Annotated in this window: 23 protein-coding genes; 10 read left to right on the top strand and 13 right to left on the bottom strand. The window is 60.8% G+C overall.

Going from position 1 to position 25,028, the window contains the following annotated elements:
• Window positions 1-373 precede the first annotated feature (373 nt).
• From HMPREF3044_RS00220 to HMPREF3044_RS00210, 3 genes are all read left to right on the top strand, one after another.
• Window positions 374-1,678, top strand: a complete 1,305-nt coding sequence (locus tag HMPREF3044_RS00220; RefSeq protein ID WP_005388965.1) for a nicotinate phosphoribosyltransferase — start codon at window positions 374-376, stop codon at window positions 1,676-1,678.
• A 4-nt stretch (window positions 1,679-1,682) separates the two neighbouring features.
• Window positions 1,683-3,602, top strand: coding sequence for an ATP-dependent DNA helicase (locus HMPREF3044_RS00215; protein ID WP_070738892.1), 1,920 nt, complete (start codon window positions 1,683-1,685; stop codon window positions 3,600-3,602).
• Between the two features lie 164 nt (window positions 3,603-3,766).
• Window positions 3,767-5,176: a class I adenylate-forming enzyme family protein gene (locus HMPREF3044_RS00210; RefSeq protein WP_070738891.1), complete on the top strand. Its 1,410-nt coding sequence runs from the start codon at window positions 3,767-3,769 to the stop codon at window positions 5,174-5,176.
• A 169-nt stretch (window positions 5,177-5,345) separates the two neighbouring features.
• On the opposite strand, the gene HMPREF3044_RS00205 is transcribed toward HMPREF3044_RS00210, so the two are convergent.
• From HMPREF3044_RS00205 to nrdF, 5 genes are all read right to left on the bottom strand, one after another.
• Window positions 5,346-5,969, bottom strand: coding sequence for a hypothetical protein (locus HMPREF3044_RS00205; protein WP_005394281.1), 624 nt, complete (start codon window positions 5,967-5,969; stop codon window positions 5,346-5,348).
• A 60-nt stretch (window positions 5,970-6,029) separates the two neighbouring features.
• Window positions 6,030-6,731 carry an aminoacyl-tRNA hydrolase gene (locus HMPREF3044_RS00200; RefSeq protein ID WP_070738890.1) on the bottom strand — a complete coding sequence of 234 codons (702 nt, stop codon included), beginning with the start codon at window positions 6,729-6,731 and terminating at the stop codon, window positions 6,030-6,032.
• A complete protein-coding gene (serB, locus tag HMPREF3044_RS00195; RefSeq protein WP_070738889.1) occupies window positions 6,732-7,844 on the bottom strand; it encodes a phosphoserine phosphatase SerB in 1,113 nt (370 codons plus the stop codon). It lies immediately after the preceding gene.
• Window positions 7,845-7,926: 82 nt separating this feature from the next.
• Window positions 7,927-9,621, bottom strand: a complete 1,695-nt coding sequence (locus tag HMPREF3044_RS00190; protein WP_005388955.1) for an aa3-type cytochrome oxidase subunit I — start codon at window positions 9,619-9,621, stop codon at window positions 7,927-7,929.
• 665 nt (window positions 9,622-10,286) lie between these two features.
• Window positions 10,287-11,294, bottom strand: coding sequence for a class 1b ribonucleoside-diphosphate reductase subunit beta (gene nrdF / locus HMPREF3044_RS00185; protein WP_005394278.1), 1,008 nt, complete (start codon window positions 11,292-11,294; stop codon window positions 10,287-10,289).
• A gap of 490 nt (window positions 11,295-11,784) precedes the next feature.
• Between nrdF and HMPREF3044_RS00180 the strand changes: the two genes are divergently transcribed.
• Entirely contained in the window at window positions 11,785-12,510 is a 726-nt protein-coding gene (locus tag HMPREF3044_RS00180) for a FadR/GntR family transcriptional regulator (protein WP_005388951.1), read from the top strand.
• 325 nt (window positions 12,511-12,835) lie between these two features.
• Here the strand turns inward: HMPREF3044_RS00180 and nrdE are convergent, their stop codons facing one another.
• The 5 genes from nrdE to HMPREF3044_RS00155 form a co-directional block, all read right to left on the bottom strand.
• Window positions 12,836-14,992, bottom strand: coding sequence for a class 1b ribonucleoside-diphosphate reductase subunit alpha (gene nrdE / locus HMPREF3044_RS00175; protein ID WP_005388949.1), 2,157 nt, complete (start codon window positions 14,990-14,992; stop codon window positions 12,836-12,838).
• On the bottom strand, window positions 14,989-15,414 hold the full coding sequence (gene nrdI / locus HMPREF3044_RS00170) for a class Ib ribonucleoside-diphosphate reductase assembly flavoprotein NrdI (RefSeq protein ID WP_201841023.1): 426 nt from the start codon (window positions 15,412-15,414) through the stop codon (window positions 14,989-14,991). The genes nrdE and nrdI overlap by 4 nt, the downstream gene beginning before the upstream one ends.
• A gap of 180 nt (window positions 15,415-15,594) precedes the next feature.
• On the bottom strand, window positions 15,595-15,828 hold the full coding sequence (nrdH, locus tag HMPREF3044_RS00165; protein ID WP_005388942.1) for a glutaredoxin-like protein NrdH: 234 nt from the start codon (window positions 15,826-15,828) through the stop codon (window positions 15,595-15,597).
• A 916-nt stretch (window positions 15,829-16,744) separates the two neighbouring features.
• Complete coding sequence (gene ykgO / locus HMPREF3044_RS00160; RefSeq protein ID WP_005388940.1) at window positions 16,745-16,867, bottom strand: type B 50S ribosomal protein L36; 123 nt, start codon at window positions 16,865-16,867, stop codon at window positions 16,745-16,747.
• 108 nt (window positions 16,868-16,975) lie between these two features.
• Window positions 16,976-18,331 (bottom strand): sugar porter family MFS transporter, encoded by a 1,356-nt coding sequence (locus tag HMPREF3044_RS00155; RefSeq protein WP_070738888.1) that lies wholly within the window; start codon window positions 18,329-18,331, stop codon window positions 16,976-16,978.
• Window positions 18,332-18,342: 11 nt separating this feature from the next.
• Here HMPREF3044_RS00155 and nadE point away from each other — a divergent pair, with 11 nt between their 5' ends.
• Entirely contained in the window at window positions 18,343-19,203 is an 861-nt protein-coding gene (gene nadE / locus HMPREF3044_RS00150; RefSeq protein ID WP_070738887.1) for an ammonia-dependent NAD(+) synthetase, read from the top strand.
• 45 nt (window positions 19,204-19,248) lie between these two features.
• Here nadE and HMPREF3044_RS00145 read toward each other — a convergent pair whose 3' ends face one another.
• The 3 genes from HMPREF3044_RS00145 to HMPREF3044_RS00135 are packed head-to-tail and all read right to left on the bottom strand — an operon-like array spanning window position 19,249 to window position 21,479.
• Window positions 19,249-20,019: a fructosamine kinase family protein gene (locus HMPREF3044_RS00145; RefSeq protein ID WP_070738886.1), complete on the bottom strand. Its 771-nt coding sequence runs from the start codon at window positions 20,017-20,019 to the stop codon at window positions 19,249-19,251.
• On the bottom strand, window positions 20,019-20,435 hold the full coding sequence (locus HMPREF3044_RS00140) for a pyridoxamine 5'-phosphate oxidase family protein (protein ID WP_070738885.1): 417 nt from the start codon (window positions 20,433-20,435) through the stop codon (window positions 20,019-20,021). Before HMPREF3044_RS00140 ends, HMPREF3044_RS00145 begins: the two co-directional genes overlap by 1 nt.
• Before the next feature lie 45 nt (window positions 20,436-20,480).
• The gene (locus tag HMPREF3044_RS00135; protein ID WP_070738884.1) at window positions 20,481-21,479 is read right to left on the bottom strand and encodes an MDR family oxidoreductase; all 999 of its coding nucleotides are present in this window, start codon (window positions 21,477-21,479) and stop codon (window positions 20,481-20,483) included.
• Window positions 21,480-21,792: 313 nt separating this feature from the next.
• On the opposite strand from HMPREF3044_RS00135, the gene HMPREF3044_RS00130 reads away from it, so the two are divergent.
• From HMPREF3044_RS00130 to HMPREF3044_RS00110, 5 genes are read left to right on the top strand one after another with little or no spacing between them, the layout of a single operon-like run.
• Window positions 21,793-22,299, top strand: a complete 507-nt coding sequence (locus HMPREF3044_RS00130; protein WP_141759609.1) for a hypothetical protein — start codon at window positions 21,793-21,795, stop codon at window positions 22,297-22,299.
• Window positions 22,300-22,338: 39 nt separating this feature from the next.
• On the top strand, window positions 22,339-22,824 hold the full coding sequence (locus tag HMPREF3044_RS00125; protein ID WP_005394256.1) for a hypothetical protein: 486 nt from the start codon (window positions 22,339-22,341) through the stop codon (window positions 22,822-22,824).
• 12 nt (window positions 22,825-22,836) lie between these two features.
• A complete protein-coding gene (locus HMPREF3044_RS00120; protein ID WP_005394254.1) occupies window positions 22,837-23,490 on the top strand; it encodes a hypothetical protein in 654 nt (217 codons plus the stop codon).
• Window positions 23,490-24,272, top strand: coding sequence for a hypothetical protein (locus tag HMPREF3044_RS00115; protein WP_070738883.1), 783 nt, complete (start codon window positions 23,490-23,492; stop codon window positions 24,270-24,272). The genes HMPREF3044_RS00120 and HMPREF3044_RS00115 overlap by 1 nt, the downstream gene beginning before the upstream one ends.
• Before the next feature lie 15 nt (window positions 24,273-24,287).
• A complete protein-coding gene (locus tag HMPREF3044_RS00110; protein WP_005394250.1) occupies window positions 24,288-24,908 on the top strand; it encodes an LppP/LprE family lipoprotein in 621 nt (206 codons plus the stop codon).
• Window positions 24,909-25,028 lie beyond the last annotated feature (120 nt).

The following is a 25,028-nucleotide window of genomic DNA, read 5'->3' as shown; positions in this document are numbered from 1 at the left end:
GGGCTGCGCCTCCACCGTGTGACACGGCCGGGCCACGCCTCCACTGCGGGCAACGACAACGGGTGGGACGGTCGCCGCTGTTTCGGTCCGAGCTCCAGCGAAGCGACAGAGGCACGCCTGGATCCGGGGCGCTTGTTGGGGATTCCATCGCAGGTCGCACACGGGGAAGCTTGTCGACGTCCCGGGGTCACCCTCGCCTCTCACCATGCGCAGGCCGACAGAACCCCACTGCGGGCGGTGCCCACAACCGCCGCCGTGAAACCCCGCCGAAGCCCACCACGAGGGAGTACCACGGCACCCGTTTAGTGGGGGATTTTACGCAGAAGACCACGCCCCTGCCCCGTGAAGGTGGGGGCCGGTCTACCATGACATTATGGAAAACAAGTCCAGTGCGCTTTTCACTGACATGTACGAGTTGACGATGCTCCAGGCCTCACTGAGGGATGGCACCGCCGACCGTCAGTGCGCCTTCGAAGTCTTCACCCGTCGCCTCACCAACCAGCGCCGCTACGGCGTTGTTGCCGGGACAGCGCGCGTTCTTGAAGCAGTTAAGAATTTCGTCTTTAGCGAGGAACAGCTCGCAAGCCTCGACTTCCTGGATAAGAAAACGATCGAGTTCTTGCGCAATTACCGCTTCTCCGGGGATATCGACGGATACCCCGAGGGGGAACTGTACTTCCCCAACTCCCCGCTGCTCACCGTGCGTGGCACCTTCGCCGAGTGCGTTGTGCTCGAAACCGTCATCCTCTCCATCATGAACGCGGATTCCGCCGTCGCCACGGCCGCCGCCCGCATGGTGGTAGCAGCCGACGGCCGACCGATCATCGAGATGGGTTCCCGCCGCACGCACGAGCACAACGCCGTGACCGCAGCCCGCGCAGCCTACCTCGCTGGTTTCACCGCCACGAGCAACCTCGAGGCGGCCTACCGTTACGGCATCCCGGCATCCGGCACCGCCGCCCACGCGTGGACGCTTGTGCACGTCAATCCCGACGGCACCCCGAACGAGGAGGCGGCGTTCCGCTCCCAGATTGAGACGATGGGTCTCGACACTGTCCTGCTCGTGGACACGTACGACATCGACAAGGGCGTCCGCACGGCAATCGACGTTGCCGGCCCGAAGCTCGGCGGCATCCGCATTGACTCCGGCGACCTCGGACCGATGACCCGTCGCGTGCGCAAGCTCCTCGACGAGCTCGGCGCGGTGGATACGAAGATCGTCGTATCCAGCGACCTCGATGAGTTCTCCATCGCCGGCCTCCGCGGCGACCCGGTCGATTCCTTCGGTGTTGGCACCTCTGTCGTCACCGGCTCCGGGGCGCCGACGGCGGAGATGGTGTACAAGCTCGTGGAGGTCGACGGTATTCCCGTGGCCAAGCGCAGCTCCGCCAAGAAGATGGTGCCGGGTGCCAAGCGCGCCATCCGTACCAGCCGTGCCTCCGGCACGTGCGTGGAGGAGATCGTCTTCCCGTTCCACAACGAGATTCCGGACGTGGGCAACTTCCACTACAAGGAACTCACTCGCCCGCTCATCCGCAGTGGTGAGGTTGTCGACGGCCAGCCGACGATCGAAGAGTCCCGCAAGCTGCTCGCGGAAAACCTCGTCTCCCTGCCGTGGGAGGGCCTCGCGCTGAGCAAGGACGAGCCGGCCATCGGCACCCGATTCGTGGGTTTCTAAGGCCTTGGAGGAAATCCAGGAGCTTCTGACTCAGGCGGTCGAAGCCATTGGTGGATCGCCACGACCCGGCCAACAAAAGATGGCCGATGCCGTGGCGCACGCCTTTGACTCCGGCCGCCACCTCGCTGTACAAGCGGGGACAGGAACCGGCAAGTCGCTGGCGTACCTCGTGCCGTCGCTGCACTATGCCCACGAGGAGGATGCCTGCGTCATCGTCGCCACGGCGACCCTGGCCTTGCAGCGGCAGCTCGTCGAACGCGACCTGCCGCGGCTGGTAGAAGCCCTGGATGGGGGCTACACCTACGCCATCTTGAAGGGCCGCTCCAACTACGTGTGCCTGAACAAGCTCGCTGGCGAGACGGCGCTCATTGGTGCCGAGGATTACCAGTGGATGAAACCCCACCTCGACCGCGTGTATGAGTGGGCTGACGAGACCGACACCGGCGACCGCGATCACCTCGACCCCGGGGTTCCGCAGCAGGTGTGGGCAAAGGTGTCCACCACCGCGCAGGAGTGCCCGGGGGCATCCGTTTGCCCGCACGGCGACGAGTGCTTCGCTGAGAAAGCGAAGGCGCAAGCCCGTGGCGTGGACGTGGTGGTGACCAACCACGCGCTGCTCGCCATCGACGCGACCAGCCCCATCGATATCCTTCCCGCCCACGATGCCGTCGTCATCGACGAGGCGCACGAGCTCGTGGACAAGATCACCGACGTCTCCACAGCCACCATCAGTGTGATGGCGCTGAAGATGGCGGCAACGCGGGCGGAGAAGATCGTCGGCAAGCACTCGGACGGTGTAGACAAGCTGCGTGAGGTGACAGGAGACCTGGAGGAGATCCTCCCCGCGCTGCCACTCGGCCGGTGGGAGGAGTCCACCCCCGACGAAGCGAAGGCCCCGCTGGCGGGCGTGGGGGATGCCCTGGATGCTGTGTACACCGAACTCTCCCTCACCGAAGACGATGCCGAGGGCGACCCGGAGGGCTACGCCGAAAAACGCAGCCTCATGAGCCACGTCCAAACGCTGATCGACGGCCTCGAGCGGATGCTTGAAGGCTCCGACGCTGATGTCGTGTGGTTGGAAAAGGACCTCCGCGACGAACGCCGCCTCATGGTGGCGCCCCTATCCGTTGCCAGCGTCCTCGCCGACAACCTCTTTGGCACCAACACGACCGTCCTCACAAGCGCCACCCTCGCACTCGGCGGCAAATTCGATGCCATGGCACGCGCCTGGGGGCTCACTGACCTGCCGTGGGACTCCCTCGACGTGGGCACCCCCTTCGACACCCAGGGCTCCGCCATCATGTACCTGTCCAAGCATCTGCCCCCGCCCGGGCGCGACGGGCTCACCGACGAGCTTCTCGACGAACTGGAGCACCTCATCCTCGCCGCCGGCGGCCGCACACTCGGCTTGTTCTCCTCAAAGCGCGCCGCCGTCGAGGCCACCGAGGCGCTGCGCCCCCGTCTCCCCTTCGACATCTACTGCCAGGGCGACGACGCCATCGGCGCGCTCATCGAACAGTTCGCCGCCAACGAGAACTCCTGCCTCTTCGGCACCCTCAGCCTCTGGCAGGGTGTCGACGTGCCGGGACCGTCCCTCTCGCTGGTGACCATCGACCGCATCCCCTTCCCCCGCCCCGACGACCCCCTCAGCCAGGCCCGCAAGGAGGCCGCCGATGCCCGCGGAGGAAACGGTTTCATGCAGGTGGCAGCATCGCACGCCGCCCTGCTCATGGCGCAGGGTGCGGGCCGTTTGCTGCGTGCAACCACCGACCGGGGTGTTGTCGCGATCCTCGATTCCCGCATCGCCACGAAGCGCTACGGATCCTTCATCCTGCGCTCCATCCCGCCCATGTGGACCACAACCGACCTCGACACCGTCACCGGTGCCCTCAAGCGGCTCATCGCCGCACGGCACAAAGGGTAGGAGCCACACGACGCAACAACCATGCTCAACAACCACTGTTTGACAACCGTTCTCGACAACAGCTGTCCGACAGCTATTCGGCTGCTGTTCGGCTGCTGTTCGGCAGCAGCTGCTCGACAACGACCAGAAACAAAGTCCTTAGATAGAAAGGTAACCGTATTCCCATGACCGCCCTCTCCTACCCTGAGGAAACACTGCCCGAGCTCGTTTTTTCCCACCAGAATGAGCTCACGGCAACGGCGATGATCGACACCAACCGGTCCATCACCTTCGGCGACCTCGCCCTCGAAATCGAGCACGTCGCCGCTGGGCTGCGCGCAGTCGGCATCGAGCCCGGGGATGTCGTCGGCGTGCGATTGGTCAATTCCATCGACTTCGCCGCTGCCTTCCACGCCTGCATCGTCGCCGGTGCGATCGTCATGCCCATCGGCGGGGAAGTACCGGATGACCCCCGGCCGGCCTACATCATCGACACCTCCACCTACCCGTCGCTCGCCGCATGCGAGGAGCGGATCGAAATCGGCTCCGTGCCTGTGAACCTCGACGGGCCATGCTGCTACCCCATTTCCTCCGGCACGACCGGGGCACCGAAGGTCGTGGTGCTGACCCACCACAACCTCGTGGCCAACACAGTCCAATTTGGCGCGAAGGTACCGGTGCCGTACGGCAGCGTGTGCCAGTCTGTCCTGCCATTTAGCCACATTTATGGGCTCACCGCCCTCTTGAATGTGCCGTTGTATCTCGGTGCCACCGTCGTGGCGATGCCGTTTGAGGCGGAGCGGTTCATTACCGCCCACGAGAAATATCACGTGCATACCACGTTTATCGCCCCGCCCCTGGCCACGCTCCTTGCCCGCCACCCGCTCGTCGATTCGACCGACTTCTCCTCTCTGAAATACATGATCGTGGGCGCGGCTGCCCTCAACGTGGCCGACGGCACAAAGGCGGCGGAGCGGACCGGCTCACGCATGCTGCAGGGCTACGGCATGACGGAGGCTTCCCCCGTCACCCACCTGACCACCGCCTCGACCACTCCGCTGAGTTCCATCGGGCACCCGCTGCCGGACACGGAGCAGCGCATCGTCGATCCCGGCACGATTACGGACGTGCCCCAGGGTGAGGTCGGTGAGTTGTGGGTCGCAGGTCCCCAGGTCATGGCGGGCTACTACCACAACCCCACAGCAACCGATGCGACGCTTGTGGGCAGGTGGCTGCGCACGGGCGATTTCGCGCGCGTGTTGCCCGGGGGCGAGGTGGAGATCGTCGACAGGCTGAAAGACGTGATCAAGTACCACGGCTACCAGGTCTCACCCGTCAAGCTCGAGGCACTCATCACCGCCTGCCCTGGGGTCACCGATGCAGCTGTCGTCCGGGAGCTCCACGACGGCGAGGAAATCCCCGCCGCCTACGTCGTGGGAACCGCAACGGCGGAGCAGATCATGGCCTTCGTCGCCGAGCGCGTCCCCGGCTATGAGAAGATCCGCGCCGTCCACCATGTGGAGGCCATCCCCCGTTCGGCAGCGGGCAAAATCCTCCGCCGGGAGCTGCGTGCTCGGGACACCCAGGTTTCCTAAACCGCCCAGGCTGCCCGCCTCATCTGAGATACCACGGTGCAGGCAGAGGCAAAACACTAGAGAGCACGTCAGATAACACATCGTCCGCAGCAACAAGCTGCGGACGTTTCCTTTTTCGCGTATGCCACAGCCCTCTCCGTGTTGGTGGTTTTATCGATCAGGACACTTCTTACACGTCGCGGTCTTTTTCCCCACGGGACATAAAGAACCCTGCGGAAAGCAACATGATTGCCAGCGGATACGTGATTGCAGAGCCGATGAAAAGCGCGAACACGCCGATGATGGCTAGCGCGCTGGCAAGCAGGATAAGGAAGAAAGTGCGAACAGGCACAGCCCTAAACATTTTCAATGGCTCCACCACAAAGGACCGCAGGGAACGATCCGCGGCTGCCGCTGTGACACCAATTGTGAAGAAGAATGGCAGCACCAGCCCCGCGAACGGGATAAATAGGGAGCTCAGCGAGGACACGGTCCACAGAATGATTCCGGCCGCCGCCGGTTGCCAGTGGCAGGGAAAATAAAAACACGCATTTTTCTCACCGCGCCAGACGTGCGTGGATGCATCGGCGACGATGCCGTGCCAGAGGCCCATGAGGACGGCAACGACGGTAGTCAACAGGATCCGATCGCCAAACTGAAGCTTGGCCCCCACCACGATTGATAGCCCGCTATAGAGGAGGAAAGGGAGCGACCAGCACCAAAGATCGCAGGCGAAGCGGTCCCACGCCACCTTTAAGGCAGTGATCGGGCTGAAGCGGGAATAGGTTACCCGCTCCTTCGTGGCTAAAGACATGCGTCTCCTCTCACAGATAGCGTCGAGGTGCCGGCGGGCCACGAAAATGGGCGTTATGGCCTAGGTGTCTGCACCTCGCGGTACGGCAACAACCGTAGCGGAGCCTGGAGCTACCTCCGTAAAACCGGCATCGTGGACAACCACGGCATCGGCGCGGGAGGCCTCTGCGATAAACTCCTCATGGCTGACTTCCCTCACTGTGAGTGGGAACCCTGCCGTGGCCCACGCCTCGACCTCTGAGTATGGCCGTGACGCAGCGAAGAGCATTGTCGCGTGCCCAACTTGGGCTGTTGCTTTTCCAAGGGACATTTTAAGGGACGTATCAATGAATACCCCACAAATTCCCTGGGAACTCCCTTGGTATTCATCAAACGGAAGATCGGTGCCACCAATCTGCAATTTATCTACACGGGGGTCGGTTGCATGAACGGGCGCTGGGACGAAGGCACGGACGGAGGCGGTGCCGTGGGTAACCGTCACTCCGGGGACATCCTGTACGCGCTCCCAGGCGATGTTGCGCGCCCGCCGCGTGATCTTCCTAATCCGCTTTCCGTACCAGCACGCAAACTCCGGGTTGTCCGCTGCCCGCGGGTCGAGCACCGTCGCCACAACGGCCTGCCCAGCCGCAACGAGTACATCGTTGCGGTGTGGCTTGTCCTGCTTGGGTAGGTTGACAACGAGGGCCATGGCGTATTCCTCGTCGCCGTCACTGTGCGTACTGTCGTGCAGGCCGGTGACGAGAGCGTCGTAGGAACGCCGCATCTACAGCACCCCCGCGATCGGCAGCACAGCATCGAGGCGGGAGTGGTTGAGGGACGTGTCGGCTACCGCTTTCAAGGCCGGCTTCGCCATGTAGGCCACCCCGAGGCCCGCTGCCCCCACCATTTCCATGTCGTTGGCTCCATCGCCGATGGCGATAACGCGCTCGAGGGGAATCCCCTCCCGCTCAGCGCACGCACGGGCAAAGCGCGCCTTTTCATGCTTATCGACGATCGTCCCCACGACCTTTCCTGTCAGCTTCCCGTCGCGCACCTCGAGGGTATTCGCGTGCGCATAGGTAATCCCCGCGCGGGCCACGAGACGATCCAAGACGGGGGTAAACCCGCCGGAGACGACGGCTGTCGACCACCCCAGCTCATTGCAGGCGGCCACGAGGTCGAGGGCGCCCGGGTTGAAGCTGATCGCATCGGCGACCTCCGCGAACACACTGTTAGGGATCCCCTCCAGGCAGGCGACCCTCTCCCGCAGGGACTCCGAAAAGTCGAGTTCGCCGTGCATGGCGCGGTCGGTGATCGCAGCCACTTCGGCTTTCTTTCCAGCGAAGTTCGCAAGCTCGTCGATAACTTCCGCATCGATGAGGGTGGAATCGCAGTCCATGACGATGAGCTTGCGGGCGAACGGATAGCGACCGCCCGGCACAAGCGCGATGTCCACCCCGGTGCGTGCGGAGAGGTCACGGATCGCCTGTGTGGTGTTCTCCCCTGGCTCGGCAGGAAGGGCGACGTGTGCAACAACGACGCTCAGGGGTTCGGTGCTCACCAGATCGATGCGAGAGGGAATCTCGGTGAGGTCTGTGAGGGCGTCGAGAAGCTCAAAGAGACCGGGCCCCGTGAAGTGCGGAGCCTGAAGAACAAGCCGGTGCGTCGGCCGCTCGTGGGGCGTAGCGAGCGTTGTCTCGGGGCGCTGTCCGACGTTGAAGAGGTTGTCCTCGATGCCGTCCGTGTTCTCGAAGGAGCCTTCCGTGCTCATGAGGAGCTGGTCGCCGATGCGACGGATGGTGAGGCTCGCGAGTGGGTGTGAACCCAGGCCTGTGAGGAGTGTTTCCGTTGCCGAGTAGATGTTCGGGCCGACGGAGAGGATGTGGGAAGCGGTCATAAACCACTACTTTAACAAGCGAATCCCCGTAGGTATGTACCTACGGGGATAGTGCTAGTTGTTAACAGGAGTTCCTAAGCTCCTAGTGCCTTCCGACATGCATCTCAGCGCGGGCCTGCTCAACGAGGTGCGGGTAGTGCAGCTCGAAGGCCGGACGCTCGGAGCGGATGCGCGGCAGGGAGGTGAAGTTGTGGCTCGGCGGCGGGCAGGAGGTTGCCCACTCGAGGGAGTTTCCGTAGCCCCACGGATCGTCGACGGTGACGACCTCGCCGTAGCGCCAGCTCTTGAACACGTTCCAGAAGAACGGGAGAACCGAGATGCCGAGGATGAGGGAGCCAACCGTGGAAACCTGGTTGAGGAGGGTGAAGCCGTCGGTGTCGAGGTAGTCGGCGTAACGACGAGCCATGCCCATGTTACCCAGCCAGTGCTGAACCATGAACGTTGCGTGGAAGCCGATGAAGGTGAGCCAGAAGTGGATCTTACCCAGCGTCTCGTCCAGCATACGGCCAGTCATCTTGGGGAACCAGAAGTACACGCCAGCGGTAGCGGAAAGGAAGATGGTACCGAACAGGGTGTAGTGGAAGTGTGCCACCAGGAAGTAGGAATCAGCGATGTGGAAGTCCAGCGGCGGGGAAGCCAGCATGATGCCGGTCATGCCACCGAAGAGGAACGTTGCCAGGAAGCCGACGGTCCAGAGCATCGGGGTCTCCATCGTGATGTGACCCTTCCACATGGTGCCCACCCAGTTGAAGAACTTCATGCCGGTAGGAACGGCGATGAGGAACGTCATGAAGGAGAAGAACGGAAGGAGCACAGCGCCCGTCGGGTATAGGTGGTGAGCCCACACAGCCATGGACAGGCCACCGATGGACAGCGTTGCGAAGATCAGGCCAACGTAGCCGAACATCGGCTTGCGGCTGAAGACCGGGACAATCTCGGAAACGATGCCGAAGAACGGCAGTGCCAGGACGTACACCTCAGGGTGTCCGAAGAACCAGAACAGGTGCTGCCACAGGAGCGCGCCACCGTTGCCGGCCGAGAAGATGTGGCCACCCAGCTTGCGGTCGTACAGCACGCCCAGAGCGGCGGCGGTCAGAACCGGGAAGATGAGGAGCGCGATAACAGAAGCAACGAAAATGTTCCAGACGAAGATCGGCATACGGAACATCGTCATACCTGGTGCGCGGAGGCACAGGATGGTGGTGACCATGTTGATGGCGGAGGCAAGAGTACCGACACCGGTAGCACCCACACCGACGATCCAGAAGTCAGTGCCAACACCAGGAGAGTGGATAGCATCGCTCAGCGGAGCGTAGATCGTCCAGCCGAAGTCACCGGCGCCACCAGGGGTGACGAAGCCAGCACAGAACGCAACGATACCGACCTGGGTGATCCAGAAGCCGAAGGCGTTCAAACGCGGGAAGGCAACATCGGGGGCACCGATCTGAAGAGGAACAATGTAGTTAGCAAAGCCCCACACGATTGGCGTGCCGTATGCCAGCAGCATGATCGTGCCGTGCATGGTGAACAGCTGGTTGTACTGCTCGTTAGACAAGAACTGCATTCCGGGGTGGAACAGCTCAGCACGAATAAGAAGGGCCATGATGCCACCGATCACGTACCATACGTAGCACATGACGATGTACATAATGCCCAGCATTTTGTGGTCCGTCGTGGTGAGCAATTCCCAGAAGATATTGCCCCTACGACCGGTACCGTGCGGAAGTGGCCGTTCGGGTGCGACCGGACGGTCAACCCTTGGCGCAACAGCGGTCATTAGTTCCTCCTGACTTAGCGCCGTGGTGTGCAACTAGCTACACACCGCGACAGCTTTCGTTTCATACTTCTTTGAACTTTAATCCAATGCCCCCCACATTTTCCAGTGCCCAGAGAGCCCCAAAAATTCACTTCAACCCCGTGTTTTTCACCCCGGTGTGACTAATGTGACACGAACCTGCAGGTAGGTGCGTCCCACTTTTTTCCCAACCGCGACGGATCGCTTTTCCCTTCCGAAAAACCTGGCCAAAAAGGTTGCCCCAATAAGGCTTTAGTTGTCCCCCGCTCTAAGTAAATCAAATGGTTGATACGGCCAGATTGTTCAACGGACTCCATGGTAGTGTCGCGCCCCTCACATTCGTCTACGGCTATGTTTACGGCAACGCTCACAGCCACATACCGTTATATATAGAAGCCTCAAACAACACAACCGCCGACGGAGCAAAGCACTCCGTCGGCGGTTGATTCTGTTTTCACTTCGTGCCACCCGCTCGCCCTCGGGACGCGCCCCGGACGATAGCGGGCGACACACCAGACAAGCACACGGCTCGGGATGGAAAGCCCGAGTCCCTTCCCCGAGTTCCATTCCCTTCAGGATCTACCGGCCTCCGATACTCCCGGTTTTTTATAGAGGTGCCGGTTCCCGATAGCGGTGCCGAGTTCCTTTTAGAAATCCCAGTCCGCGTCTTCCGTGTTCTCCACCGCGCCAATGACGTAGGAGGAGCCGGAGCCAGAGAAGAAGTCGTGGTTCTCGTCGGCATTCGGGCTGAGTGCCGAGAGGATGGCCGGGGATACTCGGGTCTCATCCGACGGGTACAGAGCCTCGTAGCCAAGGTTATTGAGCGCCTTGTTCGCGTTGTAGCGGAGGAAACGCTTCACGTCTTCTGTCCAGCCGAGCTCGTCGTACATGTCCTCGGTGTACTGTTCCTCGTTATCGTAGAGGTCCAGGGTGAGATCGTAGGTGTAGTCCTTCAGCTCATCCTTTTCCGCCTGGCTGAGGTTATCCTGCATCCGCTGGTACTTGTAGCCGATGTAGTAACCATGAACCGCCTCATCACGGATAATGAGACGAATAATGTCGGCGGTATTTGTCAGCTTTGCGTGGCTCGACCAGTACATGGGGAGGTAGAAGCCAGAGTAGAAGAGGAAGCTTTCCAGCAACGTGGACGCAATCTTGCGCTTGTACGGGTTCTTTCCGTCGTAGTCGCGCAGGATGATTTCACCCTTACGCTGCAGGTTCACGTTCTCCTCCGACCAACGGAACGCGTCGTTGATCATCGGCGTGGATGCCAGCGTCATGAAGATATTGGAGTAGCTCTTCGCGTGTACGGACTCCATGAACGCAATATTGGTGTAGACGGCCTCTTCGTGGTGCGTGACGGCATCAGGGATGAGGGAGACAGCACCCACCGTGCCCTGGATCGTATCCAGGAGCGTCAGCCCAGTAAACACCCGCATGGTTGCGATCTGCTCGGTTTCATTGAGCGTGTTCCAAGACGGAATGTCGTTAGACACCGGAATTTTCTCCGGAAGCCAGAAGTTACCGGTCAGACGATCCCAGACCTCCTGATCCTTTTCGTCCTCAATCTCGTTCCAGTTAATTCCGGACAACGGCGCGCTAAAATCCCGCTTTGCAATGTGCTGCGCCGGCGATGGTGAGTGCTGGTATGCCACTGACAAATTCCTTTCAGACAACCGAACTTTCTTCTCTATAGTACCCGGATTCAACCAACCCTTTGCCTCGCCTGTTTCCCCCTCCCCCTGCTCGACGCATCACCCCCTCATCCCCGGTGTCTCTCATCCCTTGCGGCTCCCATCGCCTGTTCCTCTCACCTCTGCGCCACACATGCCCACCTACGTCACGTACGCCAGGCACACACACCCCACCTGCGTGCGCCGAAAATCAATGATGGTTGATGAAAGTGCAGGAGCGAGCAACCCGAGGTTACGGCCCCACCTTCAGCCTTCGCGACGGAGTATTCACCCCTGGTTCTTACACGTAGCAGCCGTTTAGGGGGTAATCCAAGGAATGAAACATCAGAAAAATACGAGGACAATCGTAGGATCTTTAAAATTTTCGGACACTAAAGCAATAGGATGATCATTAGTTATCCAGTTACCTATTCGACTTTCTATTTGACTCCCGCCAATAAAGGAGACCCCCATGGCCCTGTCACGTCGCACAAATCAGGCCACGCCGAAATTGGAGTCGGTTCTGGACACGCTCGGCTCAGACATTGTCTCCGGCGTGATTGCCCCAGGTACCGTCTTCACACTTCAGGATCTTTCAGACAAATACTCGATATCACGCACAGTCGCACGCGAGGCGATGCGTGCGCTTGAGCAGCTTGGCCTGGCAAAGTCCTCCCGGCGGGTGGGTATCACCGTTCTACCCAAGGATAATTGGGCAGTTTTCGATGATGACATTATTTCTTGGCGCCTCGCCTCCGAAACGGAACGGGATGATCAGTTGTTGTCCCTCACAGAACTCCGCGTAGGCATTGAGCCCATCGCTGCCCGGCTTATGGCCTGCAGGGCGACGGAGGAACAGCGTAAGGAACTCCGCGTCCTCGGTGAGAAGATCCACCAGCTCGGGTCCCGCGGCATGGGCAACAGTGACCAATTCCTCGACGCGGATATCCGCTACCACACGCTGCTCCTCGAGGGCAGTGGCAACGAGATGTTCATTAATCTTGCCCCGACGATCGCAGCCGTCCTCGTTGGCCGCACCCGTTCAGGGCGGATGCCACATGTACCGCATCCGACGGCCATGCATATGCATAGGGAACTAGCCAACGCGATCACAATGCACGACCCCGACCGGGCGGAGCGTTCCGCGCAAGCAATCCTTGCCGAGGTACGCGACGCACTGACTGCGGGGAGCAAGTAGGCAGGCAAACAACGATCTGCCGACGCGCAAGACGGCAGGCGAGTTTATGTGTGCAAATAGCCATACACCGGATGACCGTGGGTGTGATAACCGCGTGGTGAATGGATCAGTAACAGCTCAGTAATGGCTCGTAACGGCTCACGCCGTGTGGTGTTTGTGCCTCGCCTGCTGCGAGAAAGGGAACGCGGACGGGCGCGCCCCGGCCACTTACCCCCGCAGTAAGCGCAAATTCTAGACCACACGTCATCTGCAAAACGGAAAAACAACCCCCGCCTGGCAGCACAATCCAACACGGATATGCCCGGCGGGGGTGTTTTGGTTCGCCCTACAGCATGCAGGACACGCAGCCTTCAACCTCGGTTCCCTCGAGGGCAACCTGGCGGAGTCGGATGTAGTACAGCGTCTTAATGCCGTGAGTCCAGGCGTAGATCTGAGCCCTGTTGATATCGCGCGTCGATGCCGTGTCCTTAAAGAACAGGGTGAGCGACAGGCCCTGGTCGACGTACTTGGTTGCTACCGCATACGTGTCGATGATGGCCTTGTAGCCGATCTCGTAGGCATCTTGGAAGTACTCCAAGTTGTCATTGTCCATGTGCGGTGCTGGGTAGTAGACACGGCCGATCTTGCCCTCCTTGCGGATTTCGATGCGGGAGGCAATCGGGTGGATCGAGGACGTGGAGTTGTTGATGTAAGAGATCGACCCCGTCGGTGGGACAGCCTGCAGATAGCGGTTGTACAGGCCGTTCTCCATCACATCACGCTTCAACTCTGCCCAATCCTCAGCCGTGGGAACGTGCACTGTCGACGCGTCAAAGATCGCCTTGATCTTGTCCGTCTTGGGAGCGAACTCCGCCGGATCGTAGCGGTCGAAGAACGCACCGGAGGCGTAGTCGCTCGTGTCAAACTTGGTGAACGTCTCGCCGCGCTCCTTGGCAATCTTGTTGGACGCGCGCAGGCACTGGTACATAACGGCTGCGAAGTACGCGTTGGTGAAGTCCAGCGCTTCCTCGCTGCCGTAATGGATGTGCTCGCGACCGAGGTAGCCGTGCAGGTTCATCTGGCCGAGACCGATGGCGTGCGCGTTGTCGTTTCCCTTCTTGATGGAGGGAACGGAATCAATGGAGGTCTGCTCACTGACGGCGGTGAGGCCACGGATGGCGGTCTCAATCGTCGTCGCGAAATCCGTCGAATCCATTGCCATCGCAATGTTGAGGGAGCCGAGGTTACACGAGATGTCCTCGCCCACCGTGGCGTAACTGAGGTCCGCGTTGTACTCGGAAGGGGTTGCCACCTGGAGAATCTCGGAGCACAGGTTCGACTGTGTGACGCGCCCCTCGATCGGGTTCGCGCGGTTCACGGTGTCCTCGTACATGATGTAGGGGTAGCCGGACTCGAACTGGATCTCTGCCAGGGTCTGGAAGAAGTGCCGGGCGTTGATCTTCGTCTTGTGGATCCGCGGATCTTCCACCATCTCGTAGTAGTGCTCGGAGATCGAAACATCGGCGAATGCCTTGCCGTACACACGCTCAACGTCGTACGGGGAGAACAGGTACATGTCATCGTTCTTCTTGGCCAGCTCGAACGTGATGTCTGGGATAACGACACCGAGGGAGAGAGTCTTGATCCGGATCTTCTCGTCGGCGTTTTCGCGCTTGGTATCCAGGAACTTCATGATGTCCGGGTGGTGTGCATGCAGGTACACAGCGCCTGCGCCCTGGCGGGCTCCGAGCTGGTTGGCGTAGGAGAAGGAATCCTCAAGAAGCTTCATCACGGGGATGACGCCGGAGGACTGGTTCTCGATCTTCTTGATCGGGGCACCCTCTTCGCGCAGGTTACTGAGAAGCAGAGCGACGCCACCGCCGCGCTTGGACAGCTGCAGTGCCGAGTTGATAGCACGACCGATGGACTCCATGTTGTCCTCGATACGCAGGAGGAAGCAGCTCACCGGCTCACCGCGCTGCTTCTTTCCGGAGTTCAGGAACGTCGGCGTCGCCGGCTGGAAACGGCCGAGGATGATCTCGTCCACGAGGTTGCGTGCGAGGTTTTCGTCGCCGGCTGCGAGGGTGAGCGCGACCATGCATACACGATCCTCGAAGCGCTCCAGGTAGCGCTGTCCGTCGAAGGTTTTCAGCGTGTAGGAGGTGTAGTACTTGTACGCGCCGAGGAAGGTCTTAAACCGGAATTTGTGCCCGTAGGCCTGGTCATAGAGGCTCTTGATAAATTCGAAGTTGTACTTCTCCAGAACCTCCTTTTCGTAGTAGTCGTTATCTACCAGGTAATCGAGCTTTTCCTGCAAGTTGTGGAAAAAGACCGTGTTCTGGTTGACATGCTGGAGGAAGAACTGACGAGCGGCAGCCCGGTCCTTATCAAATTGGATCTTGCCATCGGCATCGTACAGGTTCAGGAGAGCGTTAAGGGCGTGGTAATCCAGCTGTTCACCGGACATCACCGGTTCCGCTACTGTTTTCCCCAGGTCACTCATGGTTTCAGTCCTAGCCTTTCAGCATTGTCTACTATTCCCCGGCGGACGTGCTCGACATCCTCGGGGGTTCCTAACAGTTCAAATCGATAAAGGTACGGCACCTTGCACTTCTGACTGATCACGGTTCCCGATGTTCCGTAGTCCGGTCCGAAGTTCAGGTTCCCCGACGAGATTACGCCACGTATGAGGTCGCGGTTGTGCTTATTGTTGAGGAAGTGGATAACCTGCACGGGAACGGGCTTCGGTGGCTCGCCGCGCATGCTCACCCCTCCCCCGTACGTCGGACAAATGAGCACGTACGGCTCGTCGACGATGAGGTCCGGGTCCTTCCTCTTGAGCGGTATTCTCGCGCTCGGTAGTCCCAGCTTGTCGACGAACTTGCGGGTGTTCTCCGTCGTCGATGAGAAGTACACCACGAGCATGACTCGTTTCCACCTCTTCTTCGCTTGCATTACACACTGAAAAGCCCGCCCGATAAGGACGAATTGGGTCGAAGTTATCAAGCGGGCTCACATTATCCGTGCCACTACAGTGGCACCGCGTCAGCCCCACGCGCGGGAGCTGGCCTCATGGTTTTAAGTTTTACGTCGCGCTGATGCGGCTTAAGCAGCCTTGGCAGCGATCTCACGAATACGGTCGGGGCGGAAGCCAGACCAGTGATCGTCGTCGACGGTGACAACAGGTGCCTGAAGGTAGCCGAGAGCCATAACGTAGTCGCGTGCCTCGTCATCCATGGAGATATCCACAACGGTGTAGTCCAGGCCGGCCTTATCCAGTGCCCTCTTGGTTGCTCGGCACTGCATGCACGCGGGCTTGGTGTACAGGGTGATAGACATCGCGCTTTACCTTCTACTCAAATCCAGGTTTATCTTCTTCAGAACTACAAACACGGTGTACACCGGTGGTTGAGCACCGGAACCAGGCTGTAGCTCGTAACAGGTACTAACACTATCCGTTGGGGTGAGTTTTCGCAATATCTACTACATATAGTAGTTACAAAAGTGAAATTCGCAGGTTGTTTTCCGCCGAGCCACTACATCTTGACGCGAGTTACACGAGTGAAATTACAGAGAGTCGATTCCGCCTCACGTAACCGCTGGTCAACGAGAGCACCGTTATCAAATCGTTATAAACGAGGATTGTGAGGTCCCTCACCCCTTCACGGAAGTTCACTCTCTTCTCAGAAGATTACAGAAGTAAACAGGATGCGAAAACACGCCGAAACATTCTTGTCACAAAACGGTCACACCCCACACGGCGGCAAACGAAGGCACCAAACCACCATCATCTCCCGAGCCGTCTACCCCCGCAGAATCGTCGGTGGCTAGCGAGCCCTTGCCGAGACAATTCCGAGCCAATGCCGAGCCAGCAACCACCCTAGTGGCACGGCAAGCGACCGGCCATAGCAACACCCACGCCAGCGACAAGGCCTGTGACAGGGCCAGCAACAAAGCTACGCGCGAACAACAGCCGGAGCCACCCAAAGTTCAGCCACGACGCTTTTCGCAACATCTGCCCTCCGCTACGTACACCCACCTTTCCGGTATGTACGTTCACCTTCCGGCACGCACGCCTACTTTCCGCTACGTACGCCCGCCTTTGGCTTCCAATAGCCCACCCTCCTGCCCAAACCTCATGCGGTGCGTAGCCCCAAGCTCCGCGTCAGCCGCTCGAAGACCACGGAGACACCGAGACGACAAAAAGCGCCGTCCCACATTCCGTGTGGGACGGCGCTTTACAGGCCGCTAGCTTCTAGCCCTGGCGAGCCTTGAATCGCGGGTCACGCTTGTTAATCACGTAAACCTTACCGCGACGGCGCACAACCTGGGCGCCCGGCTTTTTCTTCAGCGACCGAAGGGAGTTACGGACCTTCATTGGGCGCTCCTTTCTCGTCTGCGCATCATCATTTACTGAGCCACGGTGGCCCAGTACGAACACGAGGAACCATGATAGCGAGGTTTGGTCAAATCTCCAAACCCGGCTCTAACCGCGGTACCTCCGGCGGAACTCTGACCCTACCTCATCCAGCGTTTTGCCGGTAGTTTCGGGAACAAATCCGCGCACGAAAATAAACGCGAGAGCGCCTAGTACAGCAAAGGCTCCAAAGGTGAGTGACCCGCCGATCGCATCGACGAGCGGGAGGAAAAACTGCGCGACCGCCCAGTTAGCAGCCCACAGGCCGAGCCCGGCGATACCCATGCCAAAGCCACGCACCTGCAACGGCACGATTTCCGAGATCAGCAGCCATGTGGCAAGCGAGACGGAGGCCTGTTGGAAGGCAATGAACACAGCCATGAGGAACAAGGCCAGCATCGCCACGGCGAAGCTGCCGTGCGCGAATCGGAAAGTTACTGCGAGAAGAACGAGAGACGTGACGTTGCCGGCAAGCCCCACGAGGAGGAGCCGACGGCGCCCGACCTTGTCCACGATTTTCAGACCCACGTAACACGACACCGCCGAAACAACACCGATAATGATGGAGGTATACACGGCGTTTTCAGTAGGCAACCCGACCTGATTCATGAGTGTCGGCGCGAAGTAGACAATGGCGTTGACCCCAGAAATCTGCTGTGTCACGCCGATGAGCACGGCAATGATGACGGCGGCCCTAATCCACGGAACGCGCAGTGCCTGCAATTGTTCACTCACGGATGCCGAGGTTGCTTCCGAGGAGTTGTACTCCCCTTCCTTCATCCCCATCGCCGTGGCTACGGCGCGTGCCTTGTCTGGGTTCCCCTTGGCAGCAAGCCACTCCGGGGTATCTGTGACAAAGAGCATGCCAATGGCGAGCATCGCGCCAGGGACGAATGCGAGGAGCAACATGAGCCGCCAGTTTCCCGTGTGTGCGAGCGCGGAGTTGACGGTGAAGGCCACGAGCTGGCCAATGACGATCGCCAGCGAGTTCATGGAGACGAGTCGCCCGCGAACCGAGGGCGGTGCCATCTCAGAAATAAACATCGGCGACACGATGGAGACGGCACCGACCGCCACCCCCAACAGTGTGCGGGCAGCACCCAACTGCATGACTCCTGGGGCCATGGCGCACCACACGGAGCCGACAATGAAGATGATGCCACCGACGATGAGAGTCATCCGGCGCCCAATCCAATCGGCGATGCGCCCGCCGAACAGGGCACCAGCAGCTGCACCGACGAGCAGCATGGAGGTAACCCAGCCCTCCTGCACGGGCGTCATATCGAATTCGGGTGTGATGAACAGCAACGCGCCGCTCATCACCCCGGTATCGTATCCAAACAGGAGCCCACCAAGCGCGGCGATAAGCGCCACCACGTGCGGACGCGTAAACAGCCCGGACTGCGGGCGATTAATCTCATTCATGAACCGTTATTGTGCCAAAGACGAAAGGCATTGTCGTGACCGAAAACACACCCAACCTGCAGAAAAACATCGTAAAAGCGCTGGGCACCCGCCCCTTAATCGATTCAGTAAAAGAGGTTGAATCCCGGGTCACTTTCCTCGCCGATTACCTCTCCTCCACGGGTCTAGGCAGCTATGTGTTGGGGATCTCGGGTGGCCAGGACTCCACTCTGGCAGGCAAGCTGGCCCAAATGGCCGTCGAAAAGCTGCGGGAGAGCGGAACTGACACCGAGTTCTTCGCCGTGCGCCTCCCCTACGGCATCCAGTCCGATGCCAACGACGTGGACGTGGCCCTCGAATTCATTTCCCCGGATCACACCCTCGAGATCAACATCAAGGAGGGCGTCGATGCGCTCTCCGATGCCACGGCTGCAGCCCTCGGGATGGCGCACCTCGGGGACTTTAACAAGGGCAATGTGAAGGCACGCGCGCGAATGATCGCGCAGTATGCCGTCGCGGGGGAGCACCGTGGTCTCGTCATCGGCACCGACCACGCCGCCGAGAACATCACAGGGTTCTTCACCAAGTTCGGCGACGGTGCCTCCGATATCCTTCCATTGTGGGGACTGAACAAGTCCCAGGGCGCTGAGCTCCTCCGTCACATGGGCGCGCCGGAGAGTACGTGGAAGAAGGTCCCCACCGCAGACCTGGAGGAGGATCGTCCGGCGCTTCCCGACGAGGAAGCACTCGGTGTCACCTACCCTGAGATCGATGCCTACCTTCGTGGCGAGGAGATCTCCCCCGAAGCCAGTGCTGTCATCGAACGCCACTGGCGCATCAACGAGCACAAGCGCCACCTCCCCGTCACGCCCCTCGACACCTGGTGGCGCTAGTCGCCCCCGAAACGGGGCGGGCGTGCGCCAACGCCCCGTGCCCACCTATCCAAACAGGGCGATGACCTCTCGCGCTGCCCGCACGAGCGCGACCCCATAGCTCGGGCCGTGAGTGGTTGCGTGGACGGCGAGCGGGTGCAGCTGGTGCAGCGGAATTCTTTCAGTCCAGCCCTGGTCAAGACCCGAAACCTCTGCGTAGGTGGAGAAGATGCGGTCAATGTACGGCGCCCCAAAAAGCGCGAGCATCCCCAAATCCGTCTCGGGATGACCGCCGTGGGCAGCCGGATCGATAAACCGTGGCCCCACCGTGGTGAACAGGAGGTTGCCTGCCCACAGGTCTCCGTGGATGCGCGCGGGTCCATCCGCAGGCTCCACGTCGTCGGCCGGGGCCGCACCAGCGGCCTCCAAGGCACGCTCAACGTCCCGGGCGCCGCCGGCCTCCAGGTTGCCGTTGTCCACCGCAGACCGGACGAAGGGCAACACCCGCTGCTCTGCGTAGAAGGGCAGCCACGTGTCGCGCGGCGTGCATTCTTGGCGCTGGGTGCCGATGTAGTTCGGACCGTCCCACCCTTCCGGCGGGCAGCCGAATGACGGCGCCCCTGCGCGGTGGATGGCGTACAGCTGTCGCCCCGCCTCCTCTGCCGCTGCTGCGGTAGCAGGGGTAGGGCTGTAACGACGCGTGACGAGCGTGGTGTCCGTCACGGAGATGACGTCCGCCACGCAGTCAGAACCCTCGGCGAGCCAGCGCAAGCCCGCAGCCTCGGCACCAGCGGCACCGGGTTCGCGGGGTGTTTTGGAAAACGTGTCTGCTGCCACTAGTACCGCGCGGGCTCCGGGCCGAGGTCGAAGGCACGCCCTTCAATGGACTCGATATCGATGCGGACCCAGTTGTACTTGAGTGTGGGAACCCACGGCTCCAGCCCAAGTCCCTCGGCGTGGTTCTCTTCCTCTGTCGAGGTGACCCGTGTGGCGGATCCCTTGACCAGCACAGACCATGCGCTATCCACGCCGACCTCGTCTGTCTGGAACGCCACTCGGGGATTCGCGGCGATGAGGGACAGCTTGGTCCCCTCCGCAGTGCGGAAGTAGATTTTCCGATCCTCGATGACGTAGTTAAGTGGCAGCACCTCAACGTCATCGTTGTGGCGGACGCCGATCCGTCCAAAACTATTACCTTGCAGTTTTTCTAATGCTTGGTCCTCAGTGAGGGCCACAATGGGAGTATCGCTCATACTCCCATTCTTACATTAAACCAGCCTACCTGCATAGAAGAGCGCTTAAAGTTGAACAATCGTGCGCCCGTGAATGCCACCGGCGAACAGATTCTTGCCTGCCTCAGCGACTTCCTCGAGGGTGACCGTCGTTGTGGCCTCGTGCAACACAGCCAGGTCAAGGTGCTCCGCCAGAAGGTCGTAGGCGCGCTGGCGTAGCTCCTTCGGGGCATCCACGGAGTTAATTCCCACGAGCTTCACGCCACGGAGGATGAAGGGAAGAACGGTCGTTTTCAGGTCAGCACCGTGCGCGAGGCCACACGCCGTCACGGTTCCGCCCCAGGAAACCTGCGCAAGAACGTTGGCCAGCGTGGTCGATCCGACGCAGTCAATCGCGCCGGCGTAGGTGGCCTTCTGCAGAGGCTTCCCCTTCTCCGCGAGCTCAGCACGGTCAATCACACGTGCCGCACCGAGGCCGGTGAGGTAGTCACCCAACTCATCCTTGCGCCCGGTGGAGGCCACCGTTGTGTACCCGAGCTTCTTCAGCAGCATGAGCGCCACCGAACCCACGCCACCGGTTGCGCCTGTGACGAGGATCTCCCCGTCCTCCGGACGCACTCCCTGATCGGTGAGCCCAAGCACAGACAGCGCCGCCGTGTAACCTGCGGTTCCCACCGCCGCGAGATCCTTCGCCGTCCATCCTTCTGGCGCCGCAATGAGTGAAGCAGAATCGACGCGAACGCGATCCTGATACCCACCGTGACGGAACTCGCCGAGCCCTGCACCGTTAAGAACGACGAGGTCACCTTCTGCGAACCCCTCTGCGGTGGTGGACTCGACCGTGCCGATCGCGTCGATCCCCGGAACGAGCGGGAAGATGCGGGCCACGCCACGATCGCCCTCGAGCGCCATCGCGTCCTTGTAGTTGAGGGCCGAGTGGCTGACGGCGATGACCGTGTCGCCCTCGCCCAAAAACTCCTCCCCCACGGAGCGGATTTCTACCGTGACCTTTCCGTTCTTGTCATTTTCATCTGTCGCTTTGTCCACAATGAGTGCTCTAGTCATGCAGCCAAGTCTACTGAAATAGCACCTACGCTGTCGCCTCTCCTTGTGGCTTGTCGACGCCCCTCCCCCGGCGTTGTTTCAACAGCTCACCGTCCCCTCTAGCCAGCGCGGGACGGGAGCTCACCGCGGACGAGCGGGGACCTGCAGCTTACTCCTTCGCCTGCACCCCTATATTTTCACGATTGGCAGGCGTATCATTTCTTTTTGTCAGCTCGAACACAGGCTTTACACGGTTATAGCCAAGACCGGACTGCCGTAGTGCCAGGACCAGAGGCATACGGCCACCACCCGTTCACCGACTGTAAGGACACGCATGAGTAACCGTTGGGGTGCCAAACCTCCAGATAGCCAGTGGGGCACGCCTCCACCACCACCCAGTAACCCGCAGCGGGGCCCAGAAGGCCCACAGACGAGAGCCATGCCGCAGCAGAGCCAAAGCCAGCCCCACACCAGCACGGCGCGTCGCATCCCCGTCAAGCTCATCGCCATTGTCGTGGCAGTTGTGGTTCTTATCGCCGTGGGGGTGTTCGCCGCGATTCGGCTCACCACACCGCCCAACTGTTCCCATCCTGGTCTCGGAAACATAGAGGAGCAGGGTTACACCGTCTCGTACTGCAATGGGACGTGGGCCCTCATGTCGCCTCGCGACCCCGAAATACAGGGAGACAGGGAGTTTCTTTTCGCGTGGGACGGCGAGAAATGGATCGGCTACGACAGAAACATTTCCCAGAACGGATCAGCCACCTGCTTCCAGGAGCCAGGTTTGAGGGAAGACGGCGCTCCAGAAAGGCTCATTAAAAAGGTAAAGCTCTGCCCGTAATGCTTTTTGTGACGTCCACGTAATCGAGGAGACCTTTTCATGACGTACCCAAACCAGTGGGGTGCCGAACAAGCCGCATCCGGCAGGCGAAACCTGTGGCGCGGGGTGGCCGTAGGCGCTGCCCTGCTCCTTCTCGCTGTGGGTATCGGCTGGTGGGCCGTGGCACGAAGCGACGCGGGCGACGAAGCTGCACCCGCTGCCCCCTCTGTCACAAGCGTCGTAGTGGTCACGGAGACGGTTGTCCAGGAAAACCCGCTCGACCGGTGCGACATGCCCACCTCGGCCCCCAAGGGAACGGACATCTCCCATTTCTGCGACGGCGAATGGAACGTCTTTGGGCTTTCCGGCGTCCCCGGATACGAAGGCTTGCAGTACTGGGACGGTAACTCGTGGCAGGGCATAGGCGGCGATAAGAACCCACTGCCGGGCTACGTCTGCTACTCCACGGACCTCATCGAAAGCCTCGGGCTCAGCGACGGAGCCCGCGACACCTTTTACAGATACGGCACGTTGTGCATCGAATAGAAGGAAGAAAACATGAGTTCCTACAACATTTACACCGACCTCGGCATCGACCGCGCACGCAGCACCTCGGATATCGCAGCCGAACTAGACATGCGCCTCGCGGAGACGCCAGCCGATAACGCTGCCGAAGTCGATCGCCTAACCACGGCGCGCTCGCTCTTCGGCGACGATGCCCGACGACAGCGCTACGACGCGGCCCTCGACTGCGGTGACGCCATCGATATCTCCACGTTCCGCCGGTTTGCCGCAGGAGAAAACACGGCCTCGGCCTGGCAAACCCCCGCCCCGCAACAGCAGCAACCCGCACAGTCGCAATCGGGCTTCACGGTGCAGCTAGGGAACTCCGAGCAGCCCTCGAATTCCAAGACCATCCGGATTGACAAGGCGTTCTTCGCAGCGGCCCCCGGGCGGGAACGCTCCAGCTCGGTCATGTGGGCGATCGGCTGGGTCATCATCTCCCTCGCCTGGCTGTACGTGGTGATTTCGTTGTTCACGGCAGACACCAGCTCCTCCTCCGCCATCGAGGAATACGTCGATGGCGCAGACTTTTTGATGACGATCATTGCAAACCTCGCCTTCGCGTTCTTCCACACGTGCGCCATGCTCTCCATCCTGGAAACGGTGTGGACGATCCGCAAGATTGCCGGAAAGAGAATGGGGCTGTAATGCGCCGCCTCCTGTCAGTGGCAACGATTCTCCTCGCCGGGCTGGGGCTCGCATCGTGCAACTCCTCCCCGGAGCCCGCCCCCTACCTCACCGAAAGCACGGCTGCGACCGCAACCACCGAAGCGTCGGAAAGCGTCAGCGAGACGACAACGACGGTGACCGCCACGGCAGAGCCTTCCATGAAGGAGCGCTGCGCCCCCGGCGTCGGCGTAAAGGTCGCGCCGGGCGAGGAAGCGGTGAACTATTGCGACGGCGAGTGGAAGTACTCGGGCACCTACGGCTCCGACCATCTGTGGGCCTCGCACTGGGAAAATGGCCAGTGGAAGGCGATTGACAAGGACGGGCAGTACCCGGAATCCCTGCTTCCCTGCTACAGCGATTCTCTCCTCTCCGGGCTGGGCGCGCCTGGGGGCCTCATTGACGAAGCCTTTACGTGCCCACCACCGAAGCCGACGCCGACGACCACGTCTCCGGCCCCGGACCGTGCGGGCATGTCCTGCGCCGGGGGCCGCTACATCCTCATCGTGGAATCGGTGCTCGTCTACCCCGGCCAAGACGCAGGATCCGAGGTGCAGGCGGGGCTGTCGCGGCACCCCGGAGCCCAGGCGACAAGCCCCGGCGCGTGCCCCTCGCTACGCGCACACTACGACGGCGCGGACGTGTACCCGATCTTTATCAACTACGGGTCCGACCGCGCAGGTGTATGCGCGGCGCAGGCGCGCGGGGAAGGCAACGCCCGTGAGCTCAAGATGAGCGTGGACAACTACGCCAGCCCCTGCTAACGGAAAGGAAAAACCATGAGCGTGCTGACACGCGCGACACTCGGCGTAGCAACCTGCGTCCTCGCCCTCGCAGCCACAGGGTGCAGCAATTCGCCAGAGACTGCACCTTACCTCACCGAATCGGCGACTCCCGCGACGGTGGCTACCACGAGCACAGACGCGCCCACGCCGCAAAGCACTGCGGTTAAAACAGTGGTGGTCACCGAGACCCAGGCCTCCCCTGCGCGCCCGGAATCGTGCGGATACGCCGACGCGTACGCTGCCGTGCGAGCCCACATCGACGAGGTGCGACCAGCTACCTGGAACTGGGACGTGAGCAGCGCGATCGTGTCCGGCTACGACCCGTGCGCTGATTTGTCCTGGGCGATAGTGACAATCCCCGGTGCGACAGGCGCGTCGCCGAACCAGATCATGCTCTTCCACCGGGGCGAGTACCTGGGCACGGCGACACTCGACGCCTACGCCTTCGTCCCTACGGTGACGCGCACGAGCGATAGCAGCATCGCCGTCATCTACCACTATCTGCTACCCGGCGAAAGCACGGCCACCCGCTCAGGAAAAGCGTACGCAACATTCACTTGGTCGGACGCGGAAGGCCGCGTGATTATGGAAGGCGAGGTACCACCCACCACTTAACCGCCTTGACCTCTAGGTATACGTCAGCGCTCGACCACCCCGGTCGAGCGCTTTCTCCGTGGTGTCACCCCGCAACAGCCCCGCTTCCCCCTCCCGGTATCCGGCGTAACGCTGTAACAC

The sequence above is a fragment of the Corynebacterium sp. HMSC073D01 genome (assembly GCF_001815555.1).
In the GTDB taxonomy this organism is placed as follows: domain Bacteria; phylum Actinomycetota; class Actinomycetes; order Mycobacteriales; family Mycobacteriaceae; genus Corynebacterium; species Corynebacterium glucuronolyticum.
This window is presented reverse-complemented; position numbering and strand designations above follow the sequence as displayed.

Excerpts from the sequence above, each read along its gene's own strand:
- HMPREF3044_RS00180 (WP_005388951.1), top strand. The coding sequence starts at position 11,785 with ATGGCCCTGTCACGTCGCACAAATCAGGCCACGCCGAAATTGGAGTCG.
- nrdE (WP_005388949.1), bottom strand. The coding sequence starts at position 14,992 with ATGAGTGACCTGGGGAAAACAGTAGCGGAACCGGTGATGTCCGGTGAA.
- HMPREF3044_RS00125 (WP_005394256.1), top strand. The coding sequence starts at position 22,339 with ATGACGTACCCAAACCAGTGGGGTGCCGAACAAGCCGCATCCGGCAGG.
- HMPREF3044_RS00190 (WP_005388955.1), bottom strand. The coding sequence starts at position 9,621 with ATGACCGCTGTTGCGCCAAGGGTTGACCGTCCGGTCGCACCCGAACGG.
- HMPREF3044_RS00220 (WP_005388965.1), top strand. The coding sequence starts at position 374 with ATGGAAAACAAGTCCAGTGCGCTTTTCACTGACATGTACGAGTTGACG.
- HMPREF3044_RS00155 (WP_070738888.1), bottom strand. The coding sequence starts at position 18,331 with ATGAATGAGATTAATCGCCCGCAGTCCGGGCTGTTTACGCGTCCGCAC.
- HMPREF3044_RS00200 (WP_070738890.1), bottom strand. The coding sequence starts at position 6,731 with ATGCGGCGTTCCTACGACGCTCTCGTCACCGGCCTGCACGACAGTACG.
- HMPREF3044_RS00210 (WP_070738891.1), top strand. The coding sequence starts at position 3,767 with ATGACCGCCCTCTCCTACCCTGAGGAAACACTGCCCGAGCTCGTTTTT.
- HMPREF3044_RS00120 (WP_005394254.1), top strand. The coding sequence starts at position 22,837 with ATGAGTTCCTACAACATTTACACCGACCTCGGCATCGACCGCGCACGC.
- serB (WP_070738889.1), bottom strand. The coding sequence starts at position 7,844 with ATGACCGCTTCCCACATCCTCTCCGTCGGCCCGAACATCTACTCGGCA.
- ykgO (WP_005388940.1), bottom strand. The coding sequence starts at position 16,867 with ATGAAGGTCCGTAACTCCCTTCGGTCGCTGAAGAAAAAGCCGGGCGCC.
- HMPREF3044_RS00140 (WP_070738885.1), bottom strand. The coding sequence starts at position 20,435 with ATGAGCGATACTCCCATTGTGGCCCTCACTGAGGACCAAGCATTAGAA.
- HMPREF3044_RS00115 (WP_070738883.1), top strand. The coding sequence starts at position 23,490 with ATGCGCCGCCTCCTGTCAGTGGCAACGATTCTCCTCGCCGGGCTGGGG.
- HMPREF3044_RS00135 (WP_070738884.1), bottom strand. The coding sequence starts at position 21,479 with ATGACTAGAGCACTCATTGTGGACAAAGCGACAGATGAAAATGACAAG.
- HMPREF3044_RS00110 (WP_005394250.1), top strand. The coding sequence starts at position 24,288 with ATGAGCGTGCTGACACGCGCGACACTCGGCGTAGCAACCTGCGTCCTC.
- nrdI (WP_201841023.1), bottom strand. The coding sequence starts at position 15,414 with ATGCTCGTGGTGTACTTCTCATCGACGACGGAGAACACCCGCAAGTTC.
- HMPREF3044_RS00205 (WP_005394281.1), bottom strand. The coding sequence starts at position 5,969 with ATGTCTTTAGCCACGAAGGAGCGGGTAACCTATTCCCGCTTCAGCCCG.
- HMPREF3044_RS00130 (WP_141759609.1), top strand. The coding sequence starts at position 21,793 with ATGAGTAACCGTTGGGGTGCCAAACCTCCAGATAGCCAGTGGGGCACG.
- nrdH (WP_005388942.1), bottom strand. The coding sequence starts at position 15,828 with ATGTCTATCACCCTGTACACCAAGCCCGCGTGCATGCAGTGCCGAGCA.